Genomic DNA, 23,216 nt, shown 5'->3' on the forward strand with positions numbered 1-23,216 from the left:
GCGCCCAGGGGGCGCCTCTTTCATTCAGCGACGAACCGGATCACCGGTTCAGAGCTCGCGGGCCCAGGGGTGGGCACGGGGACGCAGCGCCAGCGCCAGACCGAGCAGCAGGGCGGTCAGCCCGTACAGCGGCCAGCTGCCAAAGCGCAGGTAGGGGGTCGAACCGTGGGCGGGACGCACCTCGGCTCTCAGCACCCCGGCCTCGAACTGGGGGAGCTGGGCTATGATGCTGCCATCGATCTCGGTGACGATTGTGATGCCGGTGTTGGTGTCGCGCAGCAGCGGGCGAGCCAGCTCCAGCGCGCGCATGCGGGCTATCTCCATGTGCTGCCAGGGACCTATGCTGGTGCCGAACCAGGCATCGTTGGAAACGGTCAGCAGGAAATCGGTATCCGGCTGCACGTTGCGGCGCACCTCGTCCGGGAAGATGATCTCGTAGCAGATGGCGGCGGCGAACTTGAGCCCCTTGGCGATCAGGTTCGGTTGCTGCTCATTCCCGCGGCTGAAGGAGGACATGGGCAGGTTGAAGAAGGGCGCTATGGGGCGCAGCAGATCTTCAAACGGCACGAACTCGCCGATGGGCAGCAGGTGGTACTTGTAGTAGCGGTTCTTGTGCTCGTAGTGATACGACTCCTTGCCGTCCGCGTCCTGCACTCCCATGCCCAGCACGGTATTGAAGAAGCGCTGCTGCTCGAAATCGTAATGAATGATACCCGCCAGCAGGCCGGTGTCGTTCACCTTCATCGCCTTGTCCAGGCTCTCCAGGTAGTTGCCCATCTCCTTCTCGATGGCCGGGATCGCCGATTCCGGCCAGATGATGATGTCGGCATCCTGGTGCTCGCGGCTGAGATCCTGATACTTGCGCACCGTCGGCACCAGCGCCTCGGGATCCCACTTTAGGGACTGTTCTATGTTGCCCTGCACCAGGGCGACCTTGACCGGCTCGCCGCGGGTCACCCAGTTGAGCTGCATCAGCCCCTGAGCGGCACCGATCAGCGCGACGGGCAGCAGCAGCCAGACCGGCTTGCGGCTCTGCCATACCAGCCAGAGGGCGGAGGCCGACAGCAGCAGCGCCAGCGTGATGCCCTGCACGCCGAGGATGGGGGCCAGCCCCTTGAGCGGCCCGTCGATCTGGCTGTAACCAAACCAGAGCCATGGGAAGCCTGTCATCACCCAGCCGCGCAGCCAGTCCGCCACCAGCCAGAGCGCCGGGAAGGCGAGCAGCCAGCGGCTCCAGTGGCGACCGCTGAAGAAGCGGGCGAAGGCCCAGCAGGCCAGGGTCGGGTAGAGCGCCAGATAGGCCGACAGGCCGGCCAGCAGCACGAAGGCGACCGGCAGCGGTATGCCGCCAAACATGGTCATGCTGACGTGGATCCACCAGAGCCCTGGCAGGAACAGCCCCATGGCATAGCCAAAGCCGCGCCAGGCCGCCTGCCTGGGGCTGGCCTTGTCCAGCAGGGCATAGAGGCCGAGCAGGGACGGGATCACCAGCGGCCAGTAGTTGAAGGGGGAGAAGGCCAGCACGGCGAGCGCGCCGGATGCCATGGCACAGAGGCTTGTCAGGAGTTTCGATTTCACGGGCAATAGAGGCTCGGATTGGACTGCAACAGGTTGATTGGCCGGTATCTTAACCTGTAAATGCGGTCAACGGCGAGCCTCCCGGCTGTGGCGGGCGCAACCGGGCTGGGATCGGGAAATAAAGGGCGGTCTGTCGGGCAGGGGATGACGTGCGGGGTTGGAGGATATGGTTGCCTTGCCCCGTGGCCAAATGGCAAGCGCCCCGACGAGCGGGGCGCTGATGCTTCACGGCTGGCCGGGGGCCGCGCTGGATTTACTGGGCTTCAGACTGGGCCGCGACATGGTTGTCGGGGATCTTCACCTGCAGCTGCTGCAGGCGGCGCCGGTCGGCGTGCATCACCTTGAACAGGTAGCCGTCCAGCTCTATCTCCTCGCCTTTTTTCGGCAGGTGGCTGAAGGCGTGCATCACCAGACCGCCCACGGTATCCACCTCTTCATCGCTGAACTGGGTGCCGAAGAAGTCGTTGAAATCCTCGATCTCGGTGAGGGCACTGACCGAGAAGACCCGCTTGCTGATGCGGCGGATCTCGTCCGGCTCATCTTCGATGTCGTCAAACTCGTCGTCTATCTCGCCGACGATGAGCTCCAGTATGTCTTCAATGGTCACCAGACCCGAGACGCCACCAAATTCGTCGACCACTATGGCCATGTGGTAGCGCTCTTCACGAAACTCCTTGAGCAGACGGTCGACCCGCTTGCTCTCGGGCACGATCACCGTAGGGCGCAAGATTTTCTCGAGCTGCAGCGGCTCGCTGGCATGGTGGCCGCCGAAACCGAACGGCAGCAGATCCTTGGCGAGCAAGATGCCCTCCACATGATCCTTGTCTTCGTTGATCACCGGAAAGCGGGAGTGACCTGATTCGATGATCACGGGCAAGATGTCGTCCACCGGCTGGGACTTCTCTATGGTGACCATCTGGGAGCGGGGGATCATGATGTCACGAACGCGCAGCTCGGCAATTTCGAGCACGCCCTCAATCATGTCCTTGGTGTCCTGATCGATAAGATCGCGCTCCTCGGCATCGGCTATCACATCCACCAAATCGTTGCGGTCTTTTGGCTCGCCCTGGAAGAGTTGGCTGAGTTTGTCGAGCCAGGTTTTCTTCGGCGAGCCGGTACTAGGGTGATCGTCGGTCATTTTTTCTCTTGGTTACTCGCTTGAACACATTTGAAATTGTCTTGGTGATATAAGGATGGCCATCGGCTGTTTCAAGGCGATGACTGTCCCGTCCTTTACGCGTTTACTCTTCGTCGTTCAGATAAGGGTCGGCAAAACCGAGTTCCTGCATGATGTCGCGCTCAAGCGCTTCCATCTCTTCGGCTTCCTCATCCTCGATATGGTCATAACCTAGCAGATGCAGACTGCCGTGCACAACCATGTGGGCCCAGTGGGCCTCCAGCGGTTTGTTCTGCTCGACAGCTTCCTGTTCCACCACCTGGCGGCAGATGACGAGATCGCCGAGCAGCGGCAGTTCCATGCCGGGTGGCGCCTCGAACGGGAAGGAGAGCACATTGGTGGGCTTGTCCTTGCCGCGATAGGTGAGGTTGAGCTCGCGGCTCTCCGCCTCGTCGACGATGCGCACCGTCACCTCTGCCTCTTGCTGAAAGCCCAGTATGGTGCCGTCAAGCCAGCCTTGCAGCCTGGCTTCGCTCGGCAGATCTTCCGCCTGAGCGCAGGCCAGTTGCAGATCCAGGGTCACACTCATTGGGCACTCTCTTTATGGGCTTTGGCAGGGATGGATTCGGCCTGTTTGGCGTCGAACGCCTCGTAGGCCTGCACGATACGGGCGACCACCGGATGGCGTACCACGTCTTTGGATTCAAAGAAGTTGAACGACAGGCCGTCGACCCCTTGCAGCACTTCCAGGGCGTGGCGCAGGCCGGACTTGGTGCTGCGCGGCAGATCCACCTGGGTGATGTCGCCGGTGACCACCGCCTTGGAGTTGAAGCCGATGCGGGTCAGGAACATCTTCATCTGTTCCGTGGTGGTGTTCTGGGCCTCATCCAGGATGATGAAGGCGTCATTGAGGGTGCGACCGCGCATATAGGCGAGCGGCGCCACTTCGATGATGTTGCGCTCCATCAGCTTCTCGACCCGCTCGAACCCCAGCATCTCGAACAGGGCGTCGTAGAGCGGGCGCAGATAGGGATCGACCTTCTGGGAGAGATCGCCGGGCAGAAAACCGAGCTTCTCGCCCGCTTCCACCGCCGGGCGGGTCAGCAGGATGCGGCGTATCTCCTGACGCTCCAGCGCATCCACGGCGGCGGCCACCGCCAGATAGGTCTTGCCGGTACCGGCCGGGCCTATGCCGAAGCTGATGTCGTGCTGGACTATGTTGGCGATGTACTGCGCCTGATTGGGGCTGCGCGGCTTGATGAGGCCACGCTTGGTCTTGACCGTCACCTCCTTGCCATAAGGCATGCCGGCGGCCGGTTCGTCGTCCTGCTCCAGCACCCGCGACTCCTGAATGGCCAGGTGCACCATGTCGGGCACTATGTCGGTCACCTTGCCGCCCTTGAGGGGCTGGGTTTCCACATAGAGGTGCTTGAGGATGACGGCCGCGGCATCCAGCTGGGCCTGTTTGCCAACCAGCTGGAAGTGGCTGTCACGGTAGCTGATCTCGACGCCGAGGCGGCGTTCCAGCTGCTTGATGTTGTCATCGAAGGGACCGCACAGGCTGGCGAGGCGCCGATTGTCGGCGGGCTCCAGATGCAGGTTCAGGGTCGAGATGTGTCGGCTCAAAATATCCTCGTCTTGACGCAGTGCCCATCAGGCCAGGCCGGATGGGCACGAAGAGATTAGTGGGGAGTAAACGCGGCAACGCCCAGCTCGTCCGGTACGTTATCCGGGCGGCGGGCCAGGATCTCGCGCGGGGCGGTGGCGATGCGCAGATTCATCTCATCCTCGCCGCGGATAAAACGACCGCGCAGGGAGTTGGGACGCACCTCCGTGATCTCCACGTCGGCAAAGCCGCCGATCAGGGTGCGCTGCCCCTCGAAGTTGACCACCCGGTTGTTCTCGGTGCGGCCACACAGCTGCATGGGATCGAGCCGGGAGGGCCCTTCCACCAGGATGCGCTGGGTGGAACCCAGCATGGCGCGGCCAATCTGCATCGACTGGTTGTTGATGACATGCTGCAGGCGGGCCAGGCGGGCCTTTTTCACTTCCATGTCGACGTCGTCTGGCATGTCGGCGGCCGGGGTGCCGGGGCGCGGGCTGTAGATGAAGCTGAAGCTCATGTCGAAGTTGATCTCTTCGATCAGCTTCATGGTGGCCTCGAAATCCTCGTCCGTCTCGTTCGGGAAGCCGACGATGAAGTCGGAACTCATGGTGATGTCGGGACGGGCGGCGCGCAGGCGACGGATCTTGGACTTGTACTCCAGCACGGTATGAGGGCGCTTCATCATGGTCAGGATACGGTCGGAGCCGCTCTGCACCGGCAGGTGCAGGAAGCTGACCACTTCCGGCGTGTCCTTGTAGACCTCTATGATGTCGTCGGTGAACTCGATCGGATGGCTGGTGGTGTAGCGAATGCGGTCTATGCCATCGATGGCGGCCACCAGTCGCAGCAGCTCGGCGAAGGAGCAGATGCTGCCATCAAAGGTCGGGCCCCGGTAGGCGTTGACGTTCTGGCCCAGCAGGTTCACCTCGCGCACGCCCTGTTCGGCGAGCTGGGCGATCTCGTAGAGCACGTCGTCCATCGGCCGGCTCACCTCCTCGCCACGGGTGTAGGGCACCACGCAGAAGGAGCAGTATTTGGAGCAGCCTTCCATGATGGAGACGAAGGCGGTGGCGCCTTCGGCACGGGGTTCCGGCATGCTGTCGAACTTTTCGATCTCGGGGAAGGCGATGTCCACCTGGGCACCGCGCCCCTCCTGCACCTGCTTGATCATGGCGGGCAGGCGATGCAGTGTCTGTGGACCGAAGACGATATCCACATAGGGGGCGCGAGTGCGAATGTTGTCCCCCTCCTGAGAGGCGACACAGCCACCCACGCCGATCACCAGACCGGGCTTGTTGGCCTTGAGTTTTTTCCAGCGTCCCAGCTGGTGGAACACCTTCTCCTGTGCTTTTTCGCGGATGGAGCAGGTATTGAGCAGCAAGACATCTGCCTCTTCGGGCTCCTCGGTCAGTTCATAGCCATTGCTGGCATCCAACAGGTCGGCCATCTTGGACGAGTCGTACTCGTTCATCTGGCAACCCCAGGTTTTAATGTGAAGTTTCTTGCTCATTGCTTCTCTTGACTTGTTTTGAAATCGGCATGGTCAAAGGACCGGGCATTTTACTCCGCAATCTGGATACTGCCTAGCTAATATCCAGCCCGTCATGGGTCTCTCTCCCTCCTGGACAGTCGCTATTTGCTCGGCCTTTCTCCTTGATTTGGCGCGGCAATTCGCAATTTGTCTCACTGTTTCTGCCGGTCCCTTGCGGTATCATGTCCCCATTCGGTTTTACCCCGCCTACCCTTGTCCGGGGCGTCTCCTTTCAGGAATCAAGTTATGGAACAGTGTGATATCGCCATCGTCGGCGCCGGCATGGTCGGCGCCGCCACCGCCTGTCTGCTGGCGGCGCAGGGCCTCTCCATTCGGGTCATAGAGACCCAATTGCCCGAGCAATTCGCCCCACAGCAGCCGCTGGATCTGCGGGTTTCCGCCATCAGCCAGGCCTCGGTGGCGCTGCTGGAGCAGGCCGGTGCCTGGTCGCACCTGCAGCAGATGCGGCTCTGTCCCTACCGCCGGCTGGAGACCTGGGAGCTGGACGGCTTTGCCACCCGCTTCGACGCGGCCGATCTCGGCCTGCCCCAGCTCGGTTACATCATAGAGAACCGGCTGGTGCAGCTGGCCCTGCTCAAGAGGATGGAGGATTTCCCCACTATCCAGACCCATACCCCGGCGGCGGTGACGAGTCTGCGCCAGGGCGCCGACGAGGCGGTGCTGACCCTGGACGATGGCACCGAACTGGCCGCCCGCTGGGTGCTGGCCTGCGATGGCGCCGAATCCCAGATGCGCCGGCTGGCGGGCATAGGCGTGTCGCGCTTCGAGTATCGCCAGCACTGCATGCTGATCAATATCGATACCGACTTCGAACAGGAAGACATCACCTGGCAGCAGTTTACCCCGAGCGGCCCGCGCGCCTTCCTGCCGCTGCCCGGCCGGCACGGCTCCCTGGTGTGGTATGACAGCCCGGCCCGCATCCGCGCCCTGTCGGCCATGAGCAACGAGAAGCTGGGGGAGGAGGTGCGCCGCCACTTTCCGGCCCGGCTCGGCGGCTTCACCGTCACGGCCAAGGGGAGTTTCCCGCTGGTGCGGCGCCACGCCAACGACTATCACGCCGGTCGGGTGCTGCTGCTCGGCGATGCCGCCCACACCATCAACCCGCTGGCGGGGCAGGGGGTCAACCTCGGCTTCAAGGACGTGGCCTGCTGGGCCGGGTTGCTGGAAAAGGCGGGCGCCGACTGGCATCAGCCGGCCCTGGCGGAGCGTTACGAGCGTCGCCGTCGCCCTGACAACCTGTTGATGCAGTCGGGAATGGATCTCTTCTATGGTGTGTTCAGCAACGAGATAGGGCCGCTCAAGCTGGCCCGCAATCTGGCCCTCAATCTGGCGGACAAGGCAGGCCCGCTCAAGGAGATGGCGCTGCGCTACGCATTGGGGCTGGTATAAGGCGCCGGGCGCCATCACGAGGGAGCAGAGATGATGAACAAGGCACTGCTGGCGATCGATTTTATCAACGACATAGCCCATCCGGACGGGCGCATCGCCGCCTCTGCGGCCCATGTGCTGGAGCAGGATGCCATCACCCATGCCAATCAGGCGCTGGCCCATGCCCGTGCCCACGGCTGGCTGGTGATCCTGATCAAGGTCGGCTTTGACGGCGGCTACCTGCTGCAACCCAAGGGGTCCCCCATGTTTGGTCGGGCCAATCAGTTTGGTGCGCTCTCCCTGGCGGACAGCGGCACCGACTTTCACCCCGACCTCGACGTGCAACCCGGCGATCTGGTGCTGACCAAGCCCAGGGTCAGCCCCTTCTATGGCACCGCGCTGGAGCCGGCGCTGCGGGCCAATCGCATCGGTCACCTCTATCTATGCGGGGTCAGCACCAGCTGGGCCATTCAGGCTGCGGCCCGAGACGGCCACGATCGGGACTACGCCATCACCATACTGGAGGATGCCTGCGCCGCCGCCGACGCCAGCGAGCACCAGGGCTCGCTGCGGATGCTCGGCCGCATCGCCGAGATCATCAAGGTGGCCCAGCTGGCGTGATCCCGCCGGTCAAGGCTGTTTTCGCTCACTATTTTGACATTTTGTCGCCAGTCCCCTGTTGAGCCGGCGCCGTTTTAGGGCAACATGGAGTCAGCATTGATGGCCACAAGGATGAGGGCATGCGTTATCAGGGACGGATCGCGAGCTGGAACGAGGCGCGAGGCTTCGGCTTTATCACGCCGGAGCAGCAGGGGGGCGAGCAGCAAGGGCGCGAGCTGTTCGTGCATATCTCGGCGCTGCAATCCGATGGCCGGCTGCCCGAGGCGGGGGAGCGGGTCTCCTACCTGATAGGCAGGGGCAAGGACGACAAGCCCAGGGCCGTGCAGGTGTTCTTTCCCGATCGGCCGCTGTCGCTGGCTGATACCTCAGCGCCCCCCTTGCCCGGCAAGGATGCAGTCCGCCGACCCGCGGCCAGGGGAGCACAGCCACCCGTTTCGTCCAGGCCCCGCCCTGGCCCCTCCTATCGCCGCAAGAGCAACTGGCGCGGCAAGTTGATCCCCCTGCTGGTGCTGGCGGGCCTGTTTTCTGTCTACTCCCGCTTCTCGGCCGAGTCGGTCTCACCTCCGCCGGCCTCCTCTTTCAGTCAGGAGGAGGCCGGCAGCTCATACAGCCCCACCTTCGTCCGTCAGTGCGACGGTCGGCAGTACTGCTCCCAGATGACCTCCTGCGAGGAGGCGACCTGGTTTTTGCAAAATTGCCCCAATACCAAGATGGATGGCAGAGGGAGAGGCAATGGCATTCCTTGTGAAAGTCAGTGGTGTGGTCACTGAGCCCGGCCTGCTCGCTCGCCGCTGCGACTAAGTCGTGTGGCCACTGAGGCCGGACTGCTCAATTGTTGCCGCGACTAACAGGTTGAGAATCAAGGGCTCTTTTATCCTGAAGGGTCATCACGGTCGGGGAGAAGGGGCCATCCCCTTGTTCCTCTGTGGCCGGTGACCGCATTTGGCGAAGTGAGTCAGGGCTGCTTTACTTCTGGTGATGACTCATTTGTCTCTAATTTTTGCTTGGCGTTTTCATTTCAGGATGACGGTCATGGTGGATGATTTTCGGGGCTCTCTGTTTCACTTTTCCGATCGGGCGCAATATCTGGCGGCCTTGCTGAACTCGCTGGAAGACCAGATATCCGTGATTGATCGGGACGGGGTGATCCACTATACCAATTTCGCCTGGAACCGGTTTGCCGAGCAAAATGGCATGCCGCCAGGGTACAACTGGCTGGGGGTCAACTATCTGAGGGTGTTCGACAGCCTGGTCGATCCCCTGGTTCTGATGGCGGCAGAGGGGATCCGCCGCGTGTTGTGCGGTGAGCAGGAGCACTTCTCTCTGGAATATCCCTGCCACAGCCCGGATATCCAGCGCTGGTTCATGATGCGGGTCTCTCCCGTGCTGGGGGTGGATGTCGCGTTTTACACCATAGCCCACATCAACATCACGGAGCGCAAGTTGCAGGAGCTGGACGTGACCCACCTCTCCCAGCACGATCCCCTGACCGGCCTGGCCAACCGGCGTCTGTTCAACAGCTTCCTGCATAACGAGTGGCGCCGCAGCATGCGGGAGCGTACGCCCATCTCCTTCATCATGCTGGATCTGGACAACTTCAAGGCGTGCAACGATCGCTTCGGCCATCAGGTCGGGGATGATTTCCTGCTGCAGGTGGGCCACCTGCTCAACGCCTTGTGCCAGCGGCCAGCAGACTTGCCAAGCCGGTTCGGGGGCGATGAATTTGCGCTGGTTCTCGGCAATACCGGCAAGGAGGCCGCCTTGCGAATGGGGGAGGCTATCCGCCTCGGGATCCATGCCTTGAGTACCGAGGAGGCGGGTGATGCCCGACTCAGTGCCAGCATCGGCATTGCCACCCAGATCCCGGAGCAGTTGCCGGGCTCGGAGAACGAGCTGCTGGCAGCGGCCGACATGGCGCTCTACATGGCCAAAAAGGGGGGCAAGAATCGCTGCCACAGCGTCGGCTGTCCGCCATTACCCGCCCCTTGAGCACCACAGCCCCTTGATGGGGCTTTTTTTTTGCGCATAAGCCGCCTCAGCGCTCGGGCACGGCCGAGCATGGCGTGGGATGCGCCGCCATGACCAGTTGCAGGAAACGATCGCGGATGGGATCGGCAAATGCCGGGTTCCAGACCAGGCTGATTTCCCATTCTGACCAGGGGCCGGACAAGGGGTAGAGGGTGACATCCTGGCCCGCAATGAAGCTGACGCTGCGTGGCAATATGGCGTTGCCTATGCCGGCGGCCACCAGGGCGACCAGAGTCTGGATATCTTCCGCCTCCTGCACCATGCCGGTCAGCCGGTTGGCGCCGAGGAAGCTGGCGATCTGCTGGCTGAGGCCCGGGCAGCGGTGCCCGACCATCTGCAACAGTGGTTGATGGGCCAGCGCCCACTCCACGTCGAACGCAGCCGGATCCTGCCCCGTCATCTGGCTGGGCACGGCCAGCACCAACCGGTCGGTCAGCAGCCTGTGCTCCCGCAGTTGCGGCGCGTGCGGCCGGCGCATGAATCCTAGCTGCAACTGACCCGACAGCAAGCGCTCGTGCTGGATGGCGGAGGTCATGTCCTGCAGATTCACCATCACATCGGGCACCTGCTGCTTGAAACGGGCGACCAGCGAGGGGGCCAGCGCGAAACTCGACAGCCCGAAGCCAATCTTGAGCCGCCCGGCTATGCCGCTCGCCAGCGCCAGGGCGTGGCGCTCAAACCCCTTGCCGTGTTCGACCAGTGCGCTGGCCTGGGTGAGCAGCTGTGCCCCCATGGCGGTCAGTTCGGCGCCGTGGCGCCCCCGGTTGAACAGGGTGCTGCCGAGCGCCAGCTCCAGCCCCTGGATCTGCTTGGTCAGTGCCGGCTGGGTGATGAACAGCCGGCTGGCGGCCTCTCGATAGTTGGCGGTCTCGGCCAGCATCACGAACGCCTGCAGTTGCCTCAAGTCGAATTTCATTCCGTTTGGTTATCCAATGTGGCGATTTATTGATTATAAATTATCTAACCGCCTTGTTCTAATGGTCTCGTAACGGGCCATCTGCCCGCCTGACGCACAACGAGGAGCCATGTCATGTCTAGCGAACGCTATCTGTTTTTGATCAAGGGAACCCTGGTGATGGCCCAGCCTCTGGCGGCGCCGGAGACGGGAGAGCTGCTGGCGAGCCTGCTGCAACAGGGATTTGTGGTGGCCCCCCAGCAGGTCTGGGCGGGCAATGCCGAGCAGGCGCTGGCCGGTTATGAGCAGGCGGCCCAGCAGTCGGCCCTCGCCAGCGTGCTGGCAGGGGCTGAGCCCGTGCTGGCTGGAGCCCCGTCATGACCCGGCTCACCCTGTGGGCCGCCGCCCTGCTGCTGGACATGGACGGCACCCTGGTTCACTCCACCGGCGAGGTGGAAACCGTGTGGCGGCTCTGGTGTCGACGTCATCAGCTGGCGCCCGAGCCCGTGCTGGCCATGTGTCACGGCCTGCGCTCGCGGGAGGTGATCCGGGCCCTGGCACCTCAGCTGGACATGGCGCAGGAGGTGGCCCTGCTCGATGAGATGGAGATCCATCACACGGGGCGCGGCGAGGCCATCATGGGGTGCCGGGCCGTGCTGGCCAGCGTGCCCATCGAGCGCTGGGCGCTGGTGACCTCCGCCAGTCAGAGGGTCGCCCGCCATCGGCTGGCGAGCGCAGGTCTGCCACTGCCGGCCCTGCTGGTGGGGGCGGAAGACGTGATGCGGGGCAAGCCGGATCCCGAGCCCTATCTGCTGGCCGCGACGCGGCTCGGGGTTGCCCCCGCCGACTGTCTGGTGTTCGAGGATGCACCGGCTGGCATAGAGAGTGCCCTGCGGGCCGGTTGCACCGTGGTGCAGGTCGGTGGCAACCGGCGGCTCGATCCGGCCGTGGCGGCGGTGATCCAGGATTGGCGCCAGGTGAGTGTGGGTGATGGGGCTGAGGGGGCGTTGCAGGTGACGCTGCTGATCTGATGGGGCGCCGCCAACAAAAAGCCCCCGGCGAGCGGGGGCTTGGGATGACGAGTCGGGTTATTTGAAGACGCGAAAACGCACTGAGTCGTCCATGAAGGTCTTGTCACCGGCCGGCTGCTTGATGCTGCCAAAGGGCATCTGGGCACGCAGCAGCCAGCTCGCGGGCAGGTTCCACTCCTTGCGCACCGCTTCGTCGATCAGCGGATTGTAGTGCTGCAGGGAAGCACCAACCCCTTCCTGTGCCAGGCTGGTCCAGACCGCAAACTGGGCGATGCCCGTGCCGTGTTCGGACCAGATGGGGAAGTTGTCGGCATAGAGGGCGAATTTCTGTTGCAGATCCTTGATCACATCCGTGTCTTCGAAGAAGAGCACAGTACCGAAACCGGCGCGGAAGCTGCCATCCACCTTGGCTTCGCTCTGGGCATAGGCCTCTGGCGGCACTATCTTCTTCAGCTCCGCCTTGACGATATCCCACAGCTTGTGGTGCTGGGCGCCAAACAAAATGACGGCACGGGAGGTTTGGGAGTTGAAGGAGGAGGGGCTGTGCTTGATGGCATCCTGGATCAGGGCCGTGAGCTGCTCCGGCGTGTGGGAGACCTGGTCGCCCAGGGCATAGATGGTACGACGTACTTTGATCTGTTCGATAAACGGACTGCTCATAACATCTCCTTGGTTTGACAGAAAATCGCATTCGGTGGCCAGCAAGAAGGCCATCCGGCTCCGATTGTTCAAGCTATAGACTATAACACCCCCTTCCCGCTGAACCGTCAACGCACAGTGGTCACTGTTTTTACTTTTTGTGGATATTCATATGCGCGGTCTGGATGAGCCGTCTCATGTTTTTATGTTTCTTGTCAACTAGCCCTCATTCAGCTGATTTCAATCAATGATTAATCCGGCATATTCACCATAAAATCCTGTCACGTCGGCTGTTTTCAGGGAGCTATGATGATCCAGTGGGTGCTCAACCGGCGCTACTATGTGTTGACCTCGTGCTCCTTCCTGCTGGGCGCTCTGGTGCTGGTCGCCACCCTGACCCTGGCTGCGGTCAGTTATCTGCGCAGCATAGACAAGACGATGGCCGGTTACGGTCACATGATCTCCTCCATAGAGGCGGCGCTCATTCACGAGCTGGTGCTGGCCAACCAGCGTCAGCTGGCCGTGCTGGAGGCATCGCTGGACAAGGCCGCCATCGCCCGTGGCGAGCCCGCCGACAACCCGATCTGGGCCATAGCCCATCAGATCAAGCGGGACGATCACTACATCTACTTCTACAACTCCCGCTTCGATCGGATCAGCAGTTATCCCCTCTGGGTGCAGCCAGCCGAATACAGCGCTGCCTTGCGCCCCTGGTACCGGGTGTTGTCGATGAAAGGGGACGAGCTGGTCTGGTTTGGCCCCTATCAGGAGTACAGTTCCCACGAGCGCATCCTCACCCTGATCAAGCGGGTGAAGGATGATGAGGGCAAGCTGCTCGGCCTCTTGATGGTGGACATGTCGTTCAACGCCATTCAGCAGGCGCTGCAACGGGCCATGGGCAGCAACCAGGCGGCCATCTACCTCAGCCAGCGGGGCAGTGACCGCCTGCTGGTGGGCAGCAAGATGGCGCTCTATGACAGGGCGCACGCGACGGCAGAGCCCCATCTGCTGGGGCTGGATGTGATCTGGCATGGCAGCCACCTGAGGCGCGAGCTGGAGGACATAGACTGGGACCTCAACATCTATCTGCCTCCCGCCCTGTTTCGTGACAGCCTCTACGAGGCCCTGCTGATGGTGGTGTTGCCGCTGCTCTCCCTCTTCATCATCTGGTTTTGCAGCATCAATTTTCTGGTGCGGGTGTTCCGTCAGGAGCAGGCGCTGGTCTCGGGTTCGCTGACCGGCATAGTGCAAGCACCCTGTTGTCCCAAGCCTTCGCGCCATCTGAAAACCTGGTTTGTACGCAACAGCCTCAGCGAGATAGAGCTGGTCCGCACCAGCTTCCTGCAGGGACAGGATGCGCTGCTGCACGATCCCCTCACCGGCATCATGAACCGGCGCGCCTTTACCCAGCGCCGCAGCGAGCTGGAAGCAAATCGGACGCCCCACTGGCTGGTGCTGTTCGATGTGGACAATTTCAAATGCATCAACGACAGCTGGGGTCACAGCGTGGGGGATGGCGTGCTCTGCCGGGTGGCTGAACTGATGGTGGCCGAGCTTGGCAGCGGCAGCGCCTACCGGATCGGGGGGGACGAGTTTGCTGCCCTGCTGCCGTGGACGCGCCATGAGCTGGAGCCCCGGCTGAACCAGCTGCTGGCCCGGGTACGCAATCAGCAGTGGCGGGAGTTCAGGGCAGAGGTCACCCTGAGTGCGGGCGGTGCCCACTATCCGGATGATGCCCTCTTTCTGTTCGAGCGGGCCGACGAGTGTCTCTATCGGAGCAAGCGGCTGGGGCGCGACTGCTGGTCGCTGACAGAGCGGAACCGACAGGGCGAGGGTGCTGACAGATCCTGTCAGAGCGATAACGGTTAAGTGATCTCCGTCGCTCGGCCAACCTTGGACCCCTTCTGCATACGGTTTCCTTCTTGTGCTTTTTTGGCAAATAAATTCAATGTGTTACGAATTAACTTGTCAGCCTGGACGAGGTGGATGGGGCTGTGTGTCGCTCTCCTGCGACAGTGGCGCCGTTTGTCGGGAATTGTATAGTTCGGGGAAATTAATCAGGTTTGGCAGGAGTACCCCATGGAGATGAACAAGCACGGCATGAGCGCCCTGGCCCTGTTGGGCTCCCTGTTGCTGGCGAACGGCGCAGTGCAGGCCTCGGAAACCCTCAACACCATACTCGGCGGCGGTGCCGGTGGCGTGGCGGGCACCATGATAGGCAAGGAGCTGGGGGGCGATACCGGCGCCCTGGTGGGAGCTGCAGTCGGTGGTGCGGCCGGTGGCGCCGCCACCGCCAACAAGGGCAACAAGAATGAAGCCGCCCTGGGGGGCGCCGTCGGTGCCCTGGGTGGCGCGGCCATCGGCAAGAGCGTGGGAGGCAGCACGGGTCAGCTGATCGGTGCCGGCATCGGCGGCGCCAGCGGCTCGGCCATAGGTGCCAAGACGGGAGACGGTCACAAGAGCAACAACGATCGCTACTACGACGATGAGCACAGGCACCACAAGAAACACAAGAAGCACAAGAAACACAGATGGCACGACGATGACTGATGTCAGCCGTGCTGGCTGGCGCGCCATGGTGGCGAGCCATAGACAAAAGGGGCCAACAGGCCCCTTTTTGCATGGTGTGACTCAGACCAGCCGGTGCTGGCGCCGTCCCTCGGCGAAGGCGTTGATGTTGTCGATCAGCTGATCCGCGAGGCGCTGCATCGACTCCTCGCTGGCCCAGGCCACGTGCGGGGTCAGGATGAAGTTGGGGTATTGCAGGGCCTGCATCAGCGGGTGATCGGGGGGCGGCGGCTCGACGCTCGCCACATCGAAGCCGGCGCCACCGAGCCGGCCGTTGGCCAGTGCCCGCAGCAAGGCCTCTTCATCCACCAGGCCGCCGCGACCCACGTTGATCAGCAGGGCGCCCGGTTTCATCAGCGCCAGCTCCCGCTCGCCTATCAGATGGCGGTTATATGGGGTGAGCGGGCAGTGCAGGCTGATCACATCCGCGCTTTGCAGCAGCGCGTCCAGCGGCAGCCGATCCTCATCGTGACTGGCCCCCACCTGGCTCTGGGCGTAGCGCACCTCCATGCCGATCCCCCTGGCCCGCTCGCCGAGCGCCTGGCCCAGGGTGCCCTTGCCTATGATGCCGAGTCGCTTGCCGTGCAGATCCATGATGGGGTGATCGAAGAAGCAGAACTGGCCGCTCTGCTGCCAGCGCCCCTCCAGCAGGGATTGGCGCCAGGCGAACAAATTGCGCGACAGGGCCAGCATCAGCGCCATGGCGTGCTCCGGCACCGAGGGGCCCGAGTAGTTGCGGATGTTGCACACCCCGACCCCGGCGGCGCGGCACGCCTCCAGATCCACGTTGTCGCTGCCGGTGGCAGCCAGGGCGATGAGTCTCAGATCCGGCAGCTGGGCCAGCTCGGTGGCGCCGATGCGCACCTTGTTGATGATGGCGATGCTGGCGCACTGGAGCCGCTCCACCACCTGTTCGGGAGCCGTGCTTGGATGGCTCTGCCAGTGGTGGGGGAAGCCGGGATGGTGCAGGGTGACACCCGCATCCAGGGTATCGCTGTCGAGAAACACAATTTGCTGCATGACGCCTCCTGCCATTGGTGCGGACATGATGCCAAACATGGGCACTCGGGGGCCAGCCCGAACGGGCTCAGCGGCGATCCGATCGCGACGGATGTGAGGCAGGCAGCATTTTGGTGCTGCGGCATGGCTCAGAGCCAGCCGAGGTGGGTGAGCCAGCCCTGAATGCGGGTCGGCGTCTCATCCAGCTCCATCAGGGCGTAGGGACGGTAGTTGAGCTTGTGGCTGCGGCGGCTCTCGCTCTGGCGGGCCTCGGCGGCGAGCAGAGGCCAGCGGTCGCCCGCTTCCTGATAGAGGTCCAGGGTTGGCATGGTGGCCTGGGCTACTTGCTTGGCCAGGGTCTGATTGCTCTGCTGATTGGGGAAGAAGCCGTCCAGCAGCACCAGGGCATCCGGGGCGGGCAACTGTTCACTGGCGATGAGGTTGGTGGCCCAGGCGGCGCTGGTGCCCTGCGCCAGTATCAGCTTGAAGCCCCCCTCCTGCAGCTTGGCGTCCCCCAGCTTGCTGATGCGGGTGGCAAACTGCTTGCGAAAGTCATCGATGGCCTGCTGCTTCTTCTCGGCGGCGGGATCCAGCTCAATCTGCTGGGGGGAGGGGAGCAGCAGCAGGGTATCGAAGCCGAGCCGGCCGAGGGCCCGGGTCAGCTGCCACAGCTGGCCGCTGCGCTGCCAGTCCGGCAGCAGGATCGCCAGTCCGACATAGCTGTCGCTGTCGTGCTTGGCAAACAGCACAGTCTGCTTGTCTATCTGGGTGCTGTTGGGCAGCCCCTGCCAGTCGCTGTTTTGCCAGTAGTCGAGGGGCTGTGGCTCGGCGACGGGGGGCGCGACATCGCTGGCCTGCAAGGGGTTGCTTGCCAGCAGGGTCAGTAACAGCAGTGATAAGGATAATCTGGCCATAGTGCGCTCCCCGGTTAACTGGGTTAGCGGCACAGGGCCGGTTTTCTGAAGCGCGGGTATGGCATCAATAAAAAAGCGAGCCATTGGCTCGCTTTTTTGCATTCAACTCAAGGGGTCGATCAGGAGATGCGACGCTTGAATTCGCCGGTGCGGCTGTCGATTTCGATCTTGTCACCGATCTCTACGAAGGCGGCAACGGCCAGCTCGTAGGTGGTGCCCTTCAGACGGGCAGGCTTGGTCACTTTGCCTGAGGTGTCGCCACGGGCGGCCGGCTCTGTGTACTCGACTTCACGCACGATAGTGGTCGGCAGTTCGACGGAGATGGCTTTCTCGTTGTAGAAAGTCACTTCGCAGATGTCTTCCATGCCATCTACCAGGTAGTTCAGCACGTCACCCAGGTTGTCTTTCTCGACGTCGTGCTGGTTGTACTCGGTGTCCATGAAGACATACAGAGGGTCGGAGAAGTAAGAGTAAGTGCACTCTTTACGCTCCAGCTGAACCACGTCCAGCTTGTCGTCGGCCTTGAATACGGTCTCGGTCGCGCTACCGTTGAGCAGACCCTTCAGTTTCATCTTGACCACGGCGGAGTTACGGCCGGATTTGTTGAACTCAGCTTTCTGGACCACCATCGGCTCGGTGCCGATCATGACTACGTTACCAGCGCGGATTTCCTGTGCGGTTTTCATGTAAAAAATTCCTGTTCGTGAAACGGACGGATAAAAACTGCCAGATTATATACGGCTTTCTAAAAATTTCACCAACCGCGTGACGAGATCCCCGTCCGCGAGTGGCTTCTGTGACCAGCTTCGCGCATGTTGCCGCCAAATGGCACCGTATCGCGGCCATTGGGCCCAAAGTTCGCGGGTCTCTTCCCCCTGATTGAGGGCGTGGCTGAAGGCGCGCAGCCACTGGGCTGCATCCGCAGGCAAGTCTGCCAGATAGTGATCGAGAAAACCGTCCAGCTTGACCATGTGGGCCTGCTCTTCCTGCGGGTAGATGTGCCACAGGAAGGGGCGACCGGCCCACTGGGCCCGCACGAAAGAGTCCTCGCCGCGCACCAGATTGAGATCGCAGCTCCACAGCAGCCGATCGTAACCGGCCTGATCTGTCATGGGCAGCAGCTTGATGCGCAGATTGCCCGAATGCAGCAGGTCCCCCGCTTGCGCGGTGGTGATGGCGCTTTCAAGGCCGGCGCCGCGCAGCACGTCATCGAGGGAGCGGCCGAGGGGCAGCAGCAGGGTGACGGGGGTTGGGCTCTGGCACCAGCTGTTGACCAGACTCAGCAGCGCGTCGCTCTCGTAGGTAAAGAGGCTGACCCTCAGCTCGTCGTTCGCTTGAGGTGGCAGGCCCAGGCCGGCCCAATAGGCTGAAAGGCCAGCTTCATCCTGCTGCCACTGTTCACGTTCGGCGATGAGCCCCCGCTCGCATAAGAGGCCGCCGGTTTTAGGGGTGAAGCCCGGGAAGAAGAAGTATTTGTTGAGGCTCAGATTGCCGAGGCTCTGGTTAACGAGACGTTGCGGCGAGGCGAGGCCGTGGCAATCCTCGACCCAGCTCTCGGCCGAGAGGTACTCCAGATTGATCCAGCAGGGGGGCTTGGACTGGCTGGCCATGCGCTCGATGAAGGGAGCGGGCAGTTCGCAGGCGAACGCCTCTATGACCACCTTTGCCGGGATCACATCCGCCGGCAGCGCGTCGTGCCAGTGCTGGATATAGATGCCCGCGACCCACTGGCCATCTTGCGCGGGATCGAGTCCCGGGCAGATGCGGGCGAAGCTCGCCAGATCGTCCACCCAGAGCCTGACGTTTGCTTCACTGCCGTGGGCCAGTCCTTGCCCTTCTTCTGCTTCGCTAACGTGGGTCGGGACATGCCCTTCCCGCTCCAGCTGGCGGGCCAGCCGCCAGGTGACACCTATGTCGCCGAAGTTGTCCACTACGCAGCAGAAGATATCCCAGTCAAACGGGGGGAGGGGGCTGGTCATGTCAGGGCATCCAGATGCAAAAAAACCGGTGCGCAGGGTAGCACACCGGTTGGCTGGCTTCTAACCGTCAGCGCGTGACGGTGGCTGCGGCAGGTTACTCCTTGCCGTAGACGTTGTTCTCTTGCTCGCGCACCCGGATGAAGGTGGTGCGTTTGGTCAGTTCTTTGAGCTGGCTGGCGCCGACGTAGGTGCAGGTGGAGCGCACGCCGCCAAGGATGTCGCGCACCGTGTTCTCGACCGGGCCGCGGTAGGGCAGCAGCACGGTTTTGCCCTCGGAGGCGCGATAGTCGGCGACGCCGCCGGCGTGCTTGTCCATGGCGCTCGATGAGCTCATGCCGTAGAACTTCATGAAGGGGGTGCCATCCACGTCCACCACTTCGCCGCCGCACTCCTCGTGGGCTGCCAGCATGCCGCCCAGCATCACGAAGTCGGCGCCGCCGCCGAAGGCTTTGGCCACGTCACCCGGGCAGGTGCAGCCGCCGTCACCGACGATCTGGCCACCGAGGCCGTGGGCCGCATCGGCGCACTCTATGATGGCGGAGAGTTGGGGGTAGCCGACCCCTGTCTTGACCCTGGTGGTGCAGACAGAGCCCGGGCCTATGCCGACCTTGACGATGTCGGCGCCGGAGAGGATCAGCTCTTCCACCATCTCGCCTGTGACCACGTTGCCGGCCAGGATGACGTGGTTCGGGCAGGCTTCACGTATTTTGCGCAGGAACTCGACGAAGTGCTGGGAGTAGCCGTTGGCCACGTCCACGCAGATGAAGCGCAGGGCCGCCGACATGGCCAGGATCTGGCGGGTCTTGATGAAGTCCTCTTCTGAGGTGCCGGTCGATACCATCACATGGCCCAGCAGCGCCGGGTCTGTCTCGTTCACGAAGGCTTGCCACTGCGCAAGGCTGTAGTGCTTGTGGACTGCGGTCATCATCTCGAAGCCGGCCAGGGTTCTGGCCATGGCGAAGCTGCCGACGGTATCCATGTTGGCGGCGATGACGGGAACGCCCTGCCATTGAGTCTGGGTGTGCTTGAAGGTGAACTGACGGGTCAGGCTGACTTGGGAACGGCTCTTGAGAGTGGAGCGCTTGGGGCGGAACAGAACATCCTTGAAACCGAGCTTCAAGTCTTCTTCGATACGCATGACGAATTCCTTATTGAGCCTTGTTGAAAGTCACTTTTGCAGTGGTCAATTTTCGGCAGGCGCAAAAAAACCGGCGGTTTTCATGGCCTCCGGTTTACAACAGTGTAGGCAAAAATCCCGCCAGAACAAGACTGATAATTCACTCATCATTGTGTTAGCCTTTGGCGTCACAACCTGAGCGCAGCCTCGGGTGTCATCCAACACCGCTTTTCGGCCTGAACTTCCCCGCGAACAGAGTCCTCAATCACGCCTTTTTACCAACCCATGTCGCGCCTTCGACGCGGGCAGAACAAGCTCGTCTGCCGCCGCGCTTCGCCAGTTGACAGCCGCCGTTTGCATCCCCATTCTGGGCCTCTCGGGCCAGCCTGGGCCCTGTCTGGACGAGGAACTGACATGTTTGGATCGCGAATGATGCCGCTGTTGCTGCTGGCCTGCCTCTCCCTGCCGGGGGCGGCCCGTGCCGCCTCGGCTTCCGCCGTGTATGGCTGGATCGAGAAGGGGCTAATAATGCCAAGCGGCGTGGCGGTGAAGATGAAGCTGGATACCGGGGCGCTCACCTCCTCGATGGATGCGCGGGATCTGCACCACTTCAAGCGCGATGGCAAACCCTGGGTGCGCTTTACCCTGCAGGTGACGGATGCCAACACCGACCAGCAGGTGCGCCAGACCCTGGAGCGGCCGGTGGAGCACATGGTGACGGTGCGCGGCGCCGGCGGCATGGAGCAGAGGCCCACGGTCACCATGGCCATCTGCCTGGGTGACAAGGTGTATGAGGAGTGGTTCACCCTGCGGGATCGCAGCAAGATGATCTATCCGGTGCTGCTCGGTCGCCGTCTGCTGGCGGATCTGGGGGCCGTGGATTCGAGCCGCACCTTCACTGTGCAGCCCGGCTGCCGCTGAGTGGTGTCGCGCAGGAGGCGCTGCAAACAACAGAAACGGGGGCTCAGGCCCCCGTTTTCCATGCGCGGCGAAGCGGTTTCATGAAGAAGACAGCGGCGGCACGGGCAGCAGCACGCTTACCTCCAGCCCTCCCTCTGGCCGGTTGTGAATGTCCAGATCCGCGCCGTGCAGCTGGGCGATGCGCGAGACGATGGCCATGCCGAGGCCGACGCCGTCTCCCTGCTGGGGATTGACCCGAAAGAAGCGCTCGCACAGGCGTGACAGGGCGGCGGTGGGGATGCCGGGGCCGTTGTCGCGGATATCGACCCTGATCCTGTTGCTTTCGTGCCGCACCTCGACGGCTATCTCGCCCCGGGTCGGGGTGTAGCGCAGCGCATTGTCGATGAGGTTGCTGAACATCAGGTCCAGCAGGGTGGCCTGACCCATCACGGTCAGCGGCTCCGCCCCCTCCAGCGACAGCTGCTGATCCTTTTTCAGGGCTATGGGGGCCAGGGTGGCCAGGGTGCCTTGCAGCAGCTGGTTCAGATTGAGCTCGGTCAGCTCCAGCCCCTGCTGGTTGTCGATACGGGCCTGGGTCAGCAGCTGGCGCAGCAGGCGATCGCTGCGATCGAGCGCCAGCAGCATCTTTTGCAACGACTGCTCGCGGCTGGTGTCATCCTCGGCGGCCAGCGCGTTTTCGCTGTGGATACGCAGCACGGCCAGCGGGGTGCGCAGCTCGTGAGCCGCCTCGTTGGTGAACTGCTTCTCCCGCTCTATGGTGTCGGCCAGCGCGTGCATCAGGCGGTTGATCTCGTTGGTGAGCGGGGTCAGCTCCTGGGCGCGGATCTTCAGGTTGAGCGGGCTCAGGTTGGCGGGGTGGCGTTCGCCTATGGCCTGGGCCAGCAGTCGCAACGGTGCCAGGCCGCGGGAGATGAGCCACCACAGCAGGCCGAGCAGAAAGGGCAAGGTGATGAGCAGCGGCAGCATGGTCAGGGTGGCCATCTTGCTGGCCAGTTCGCTGCGCTCGTCGTCCCGCTCCGCCACCACCAGCCAGGTATGTTCGCCCCGGTTGTAGAGGGTGAAGGTGCGCCACTGATGCTGGTCTTTTTCGACCGTGTTGAAGCCGGGCGCCAGTTCGACCAGTGGCTGGCTCGGCGCGCTGGGGGAGCGCAGCAGTATGCTGCCCTGTTCGTTCAGCAGCTGGAAGTAGAGGTTGCGTTCGAACTCGTGGCCGAAGGGGGTCAGCTCCCTGTCTTCGCCGCTCAGATTGAGGCTGGTGTCCTTCTGCCACTGATCCGGGTTGTGTTGCTCCCAATCTTCGTAGACGGTGCCGTTGGCGGGCAGCTCGCCATTTTGCTCCAGATAACGGCTGAGCAGCTGATTGGTGATGCGGGAAGACTGGGCGAGGCGGGCATCGAACAGCTCCTCCATCTCGTGGCTGGCCTCCAGATAGCCGATGAGGGCGCTGATGGCCAGGCTGACGCTGACCAGCGCCAGTATGCCGGAGAGCAGAAAACGGCGGATGGAGCGGGGACTCGTCATGCCCGGCCGTCCCGGCGTTGGGCCTGCTCAAGCTGGGGGATGATGTAGCCGACCCCGCGAATGTTGCGGATGAGGTCGCTGTAGAACTTCTTGCGCAGGTGGTGGATATGGACCTCAACCGCGTTGCTTTCGGCGCCCTCGTCCCAGCCGTAGAGGCTCTGTTGCAGCTGATCCTTGCTCAGCACCCGGCCGCTCTGGGTGATGAGCTCCTGCAACAGCTTGTATTCGTGGGGGGTCAGCTTGACCGGCTCGCCCCGATAGATGACTTGCTGAGACTCGGGATAGAGCTGCAGCTCGCCATATTCCAGCATCGCCTGGGCCTGGCCCTTGCTGCGCCGCACCAGGGCGCGCAGACGGGCGTTGAGTTCCTGCAGGGCGAACGGCTTGACCATGTAGTCGTCGGAGCCCGCATCCAGCCCCAGTACCCGGTCGTCCAGGGCGTCGCGGGCGGTGAGGATCAGCACCGGCAGTGTCTGGCCTTCCCGGCGCAGCTTGCGCAGCAGGCTGATGCCGTCGATATCCGGCAGGTTGAGATCCAGAATAAGGGCCGCAAACTCCTCGCTCTTGAGCACCGACAGGGCGGGCAGCCCCTGCTGTAGCCAATCCACCGTGTAGCCACTGCTGCGCAGGGCATCCACCATGCCATCACCCAGCATCACATCATCTTCGACCAACAGGATCCGCATAGTCACTCCCCCCTTAAACGACGCTGCCCACCAGTATGCAAGCGGGCGGGCAGAGTTTAAATAGCTGTTTGATCCG

At 62.7% G+C, this 23,216-nt stretch carries 23 protein-coding genes; 9 read left to right on the plus strand and 14 right to left on the minus strand.

What is annotated here, in order from left to right; translation table 11 throughout:
• Window positions 1–48 precede the first annotated feature (48 nt).
• The 5 genes from lnt to miaB all read right to left on the minus strand — a co-directional run bounded on the left by lnt (window position 49) and on the right by miaB (window position 5,811).
• Entirely contained in the window at window positions 49–1,545 is a 1,497-nt protein-coding gene (gene lnt, locus ACM3N8_RS08385) for an apolipoprotein N-acyltransferase (RefSeq protein WP_290017970.1), read from the minus strand.
• Window positions 1,546–1,831: 286 nt separating this feature from the next.
• Window positions 1,832–2,716 (minus strand): CNNM family magnesium/cobalt transport protein CorC, encoded by an 885-nt coding sequence (corC, locus tag ACM3N8_RS08390; protein WP_042034712.1) that lies wholly within the window; start codon window positions 2,714–2,716, stop codon window positions 1,832–1,834.
• 103 nt (window positions 2,717–2,819) lie between these two features.
• Entirely contained in the window at window positions 2,820–3,284 is a 465-nt protein-coding gene (gene ybeY, locus ACM3N8_RS08395) for an rRNA maturation RNase YbeY (RefSeq protein WP_108535393.1), read from the minus strand.
• Window positions 3,281–4,321, minus strand: coding sequence for a PhoH family protein (locus ACM3N8_RS08400; RefSeq protein ID WP_290017833.1), 1,041 nt, complete (start codon window positions 4,319–4,321; stop codon window positions 3,281–3,283). The genes ybeY and ACM3N8_RS08400 overlap by 4 nt, the downstream gene beginning before the upstream one ends.
• Window positions 4,322–4,377: 56 nt before the next feature.
• A complete protein-coding gene (gene miaB / locus ACM3N8_RS08405) occupies window positions 4,378–5,811 on the minus strand; it encodes a tRNA (N6-isopentenyl adenosine(37)-C2)-methylthiotransferase MiaB (RefSeq protein WP_290017832.1) in 1,434 nt (477 codons plus the stop codon).
• Window positions 5,812–6,078: 267 nt separating this feature from the next.
• Between miaB and ACM3N8_RS08410 the strand changes: the two genes are divergently transcribed.
• The 4 genes from ACM3N8_RS08410 (at window position 6,079) to ACM3N8_RS08425 (ending at window position 9,831) form a co-directional block, all read left to right on the plus strand.
• Window positions 6,079–7,242 carry an FAD-dependent monooxygenase gene (locus ACM3N8_RS08410; RefSeq protein ID WP_416015973.1) on the plus strand — a complete coding sequence of 388 codons (1,164 nt, stop codon included), beginning with the start codon at window positions 6,079–6,081 and terminating at the stop codon, window positions 7,240–7,242.
• A 33-nt stretch (window positions 7,243–7,275) separates the two neighbouring features.
• Window positions 7,276–7,842: a cysteine hydrolase family protein gene (locus ACM3N8_RS08415; protein ID WP_103471233.1), complete on the plus strand. Its 567-nt coding sequence runs from the start codon at window positions 7,276–7,278 to the stop codon at window positions 7,840–7,842.
• A gap of 119 nt (window positions 7,843–7,961) precedes the next feature.
• Window positions 7,962–8,612 (plus strand): cold-shock protein, encoded by a 651-nt coding sequence (locus ACM3N8_RS08420; RefSeq protein WP_416015974.1) that lies wholly within the window; start codon window positions 7,962–7,964, stop codon window positions 8,610–8,612.
• Window positions 8,613–8,874: 262 nt separating this feature from the next.
• Window positions 8,875–9,831, plus strand: a complete 957-nt coding sequence (locus ACM3N8_RS08425) for a sensor domain-containing diguanylate cyclase (protein ID WP_290017830.1) — start codon at window positions 8,875–8,877, stop codon at window positions 9,829–9,831.
• A 46-nt stretch (window positions 9,832–9,877) separates the two neighbouring features.
• Here the strand turns inward: ACM3N8_RS08425 and ACM3N8_RS08430 are convergent, their stop codons facing one another.
• On the minus strand, window positions 9,878–10,786 hold the full coding sequence (locus ACM3N8_RS08430) for a LysR family transcriptional regulator (protein WP_290017829.1): 909 nt from the start codon (window positions 10,784–10,786) through the stop codon (window positions 9,878–9,880).
• Window positions 10,787–10,900: 114 nt separating this feature from the next.
• On the opposite strand from ACM3N8_RS08430, the gene ACM3N8_RS08435 reads away from it, so the two are divergent.
• Together ACM3N8_RS08435 and ACM3N8_RS08440 are read left to right on the plus strand one after the other, a co-directional pair.
• Window positions 10,901–11,146, plus strand: a complete 246-nt coding sequence (locus ACM3N8_RS08435) for a hypothetical protein (RefSeq protein WP_416015975.1) — start codon at window positions 10,901–10,903, stop codon at window positions 11,144–11,146.
• Window positions 11,143–11,796 (plus strand): HAD-IA family hydrolase, encoded by a 654-nt coding sequence (locus ACM3N8_RS08440; RefSeq protein ID WP_290017827.1) that lies wholly within the window; start codon window positions 11,143–11,145, stop codon window positions 11,794–11,796. The genes ACM3N8_RS08435 and ACM3N8_RS08440 overlap by 4 nt, the downstream gene beginning before the upstream one ends.
• 57 nt (window positions 11,797–11,853) lie before the next feature.
• On the opposite strand, the gene ACM3N8_RS08445 is transcribed toward ACM3N8_RS08440, so the two are convergent.
• Complete coding sequence (locus tag ACM3N8_RS08445) at window positions 11,854–12,456, minus strand: nitroreductase family protein (RefSeq protein ID WP_290017825.1); 603 nt, start codon at window positions 12,454–12,456, stop codon at window positions 11,854–11,856.
• Window positions 12,457–12,744: 288 nt separating this feature from the next.
• Between ACM3N8_RS08445 and ACM3N8_RS08450 the strand changes: the two genes are divergently transcribed.
• Both ACM3N8_RS08450 and ACM3N8_RS08455 read left to right on the plus strand, forming a co-directional pair.
• A complete protein-coding gene (locus tag ACM3N8_RS08450; RefSeq protein WP_290017824.1) occupies window positions 12,745–14,304 on the plus strand; it encodes a sensor domain-containing diguanylate cyclase in 1,560 nt (519 codons plus the stop codon).
• Between the two features lie 210 nt (window positions 14,305–14,514).
• Entirely contained in the window at window positions 14,515–14,985 is a 471-nt protein-coding gene (locus ACM3N8_RS08455; RefSeq protein ID WP_290017823.1) for a YMGG-like glycine zipper-containing protein, read from the plus strand.
• 81 nt (window positions 14,986–15,066) lie between these two features.
• On the opposite strand, the gene ACM3N8_RS08460 is transcribed toward ACM3N8_RS08455, so the two are convergent.
• From ACM3N8_RS08460 to ACM3N8_RS08480, 5 genes are all read right to left on the minus strand, one after another.
• The gene (locus ACM3N8_RS08460) at window positions 15,067–16,023 is read right to left on the minus strand and encodes a D-2-hydroxyacid dehydrogenase (RefSeq protein WP_290017822.1); all 957 of its coding nucleotides are present in this window, start codon (window positions 16,021–16,023) and stop codon (window positions 15,067–15,069) included.
• Between the two features lie 128 nt (window positions 16,024–16,151).
• Window positions 16,152–16,916, minus strand: coding sequence for a DUF3530 family protein (locus ACM3N8_RS08465; RefSeq protein ID WP_290017821.1), 765 nt, complete (start codon window positions 16,914–16,916; stop codon window positions 16,152–16,154).
• Between the two features lie 119 nt (window positions 16,917–17,035).
• Window positions 17,036–17,602, minus strand: a complete 567-nt coding sequence (gene efp / locus ACM3N8_RS08470) for an elongation factor P (protein ID WP_042867629.1) — start codon at window positions 17,600–17,602, stop codon at window positions 17,036–17,038.
• A 45-nt stretch (window positions 17,603–17,647) separates the two neighbouring features.
• The gene (gene earP, locus ACM3N8_RS08475) at window positions 17,648–18,895 is read right to left on the minus strand and encodes an elongation factor P maturation arginine rhamnosyltransferase EarP (protein WP_378081413.1); all 1,248 of its coding nucleotides are present in this window, start codon (window positions 18,893–18,895) and stop codon (window positions 17,648–17,650) included.
• A gap of 94 nt (window positions 18,896–18,989) precedes the next feature.
• Complete coding sequence (locus tag ACM3N8_RS08480) at window positions 18,990–20,033, minus strand: GMP reductase (protein WP_042867634.1); 1,044 nt, start codon at window positions 20,031–20,033, stop codon at window positions 18,990–18,992.
• A 393-nt stretch (window positions 20,034–20,426) separates the two neighbouring features.
• On the opposite strand from ACM3N8_RS08480, the gene ACM3N8_RS08485 reads away from it, so the two are divergent.
• Window positions 20,427–20,933 carry an ATP-dependent zinc protease gene (locus ACM3N8_RS08485; RefSeq protein WP_416015976.1) on the plus strand — a complete coding sequence of 169 codons (507 nt, stop codon included), beginning with the start codon at window positions 20,427–20,429 and terminating at the stop codon, window positions 20,931–20,933.
• A gap of 78 nt (window positions 20,934–21,011) precedes the next feature.
• Here the strand turns inward: ACM3N8_RS08485 and ACM3N8_RS08490 are convergent, their stop codons facing one another.
• Together ACM3N8_RS08490 and ACM3N8_RS08495 are read right to left on the minus strand one after the other, a co-directional pair.
• Window positions 21,012–22,454, minus strand: coding sequence for an ATP-binding protein (locus ACM3N8_RS08490; RefSeq protein WP_416015977.1), 1,443 nt, complete (start codon window positions 22,452–22,454; stop codon window positions 21,012–21,014).
• A complete protein-coding gene (locus ACM3N8_RS08495) occupies window positions 22,451–23,140 on the minus strand; it encodes a response regulator (protein WP_043555117.1) in 690 nt (229 codons plus the stop codon). The genes ACM3N8_RS08490 and ACM3N8_RS08495 overlap by 4 nt, the downstream gene beginning before the upstream one ends.
• Between the last annotated feature and the right edge of the window lie 76 nt (window positions 23,141–23,216).

The sequence above is a fragment of the Aeromonas sp. A04 genome (assembly GCF_047780465.1).
Lineage (GTDB): Bacteria > Pseudomonadota > Gammaproteobacteria > Enterobacterales > Aeromonadaceae > Aeromonas > Aeromonas bestiarum.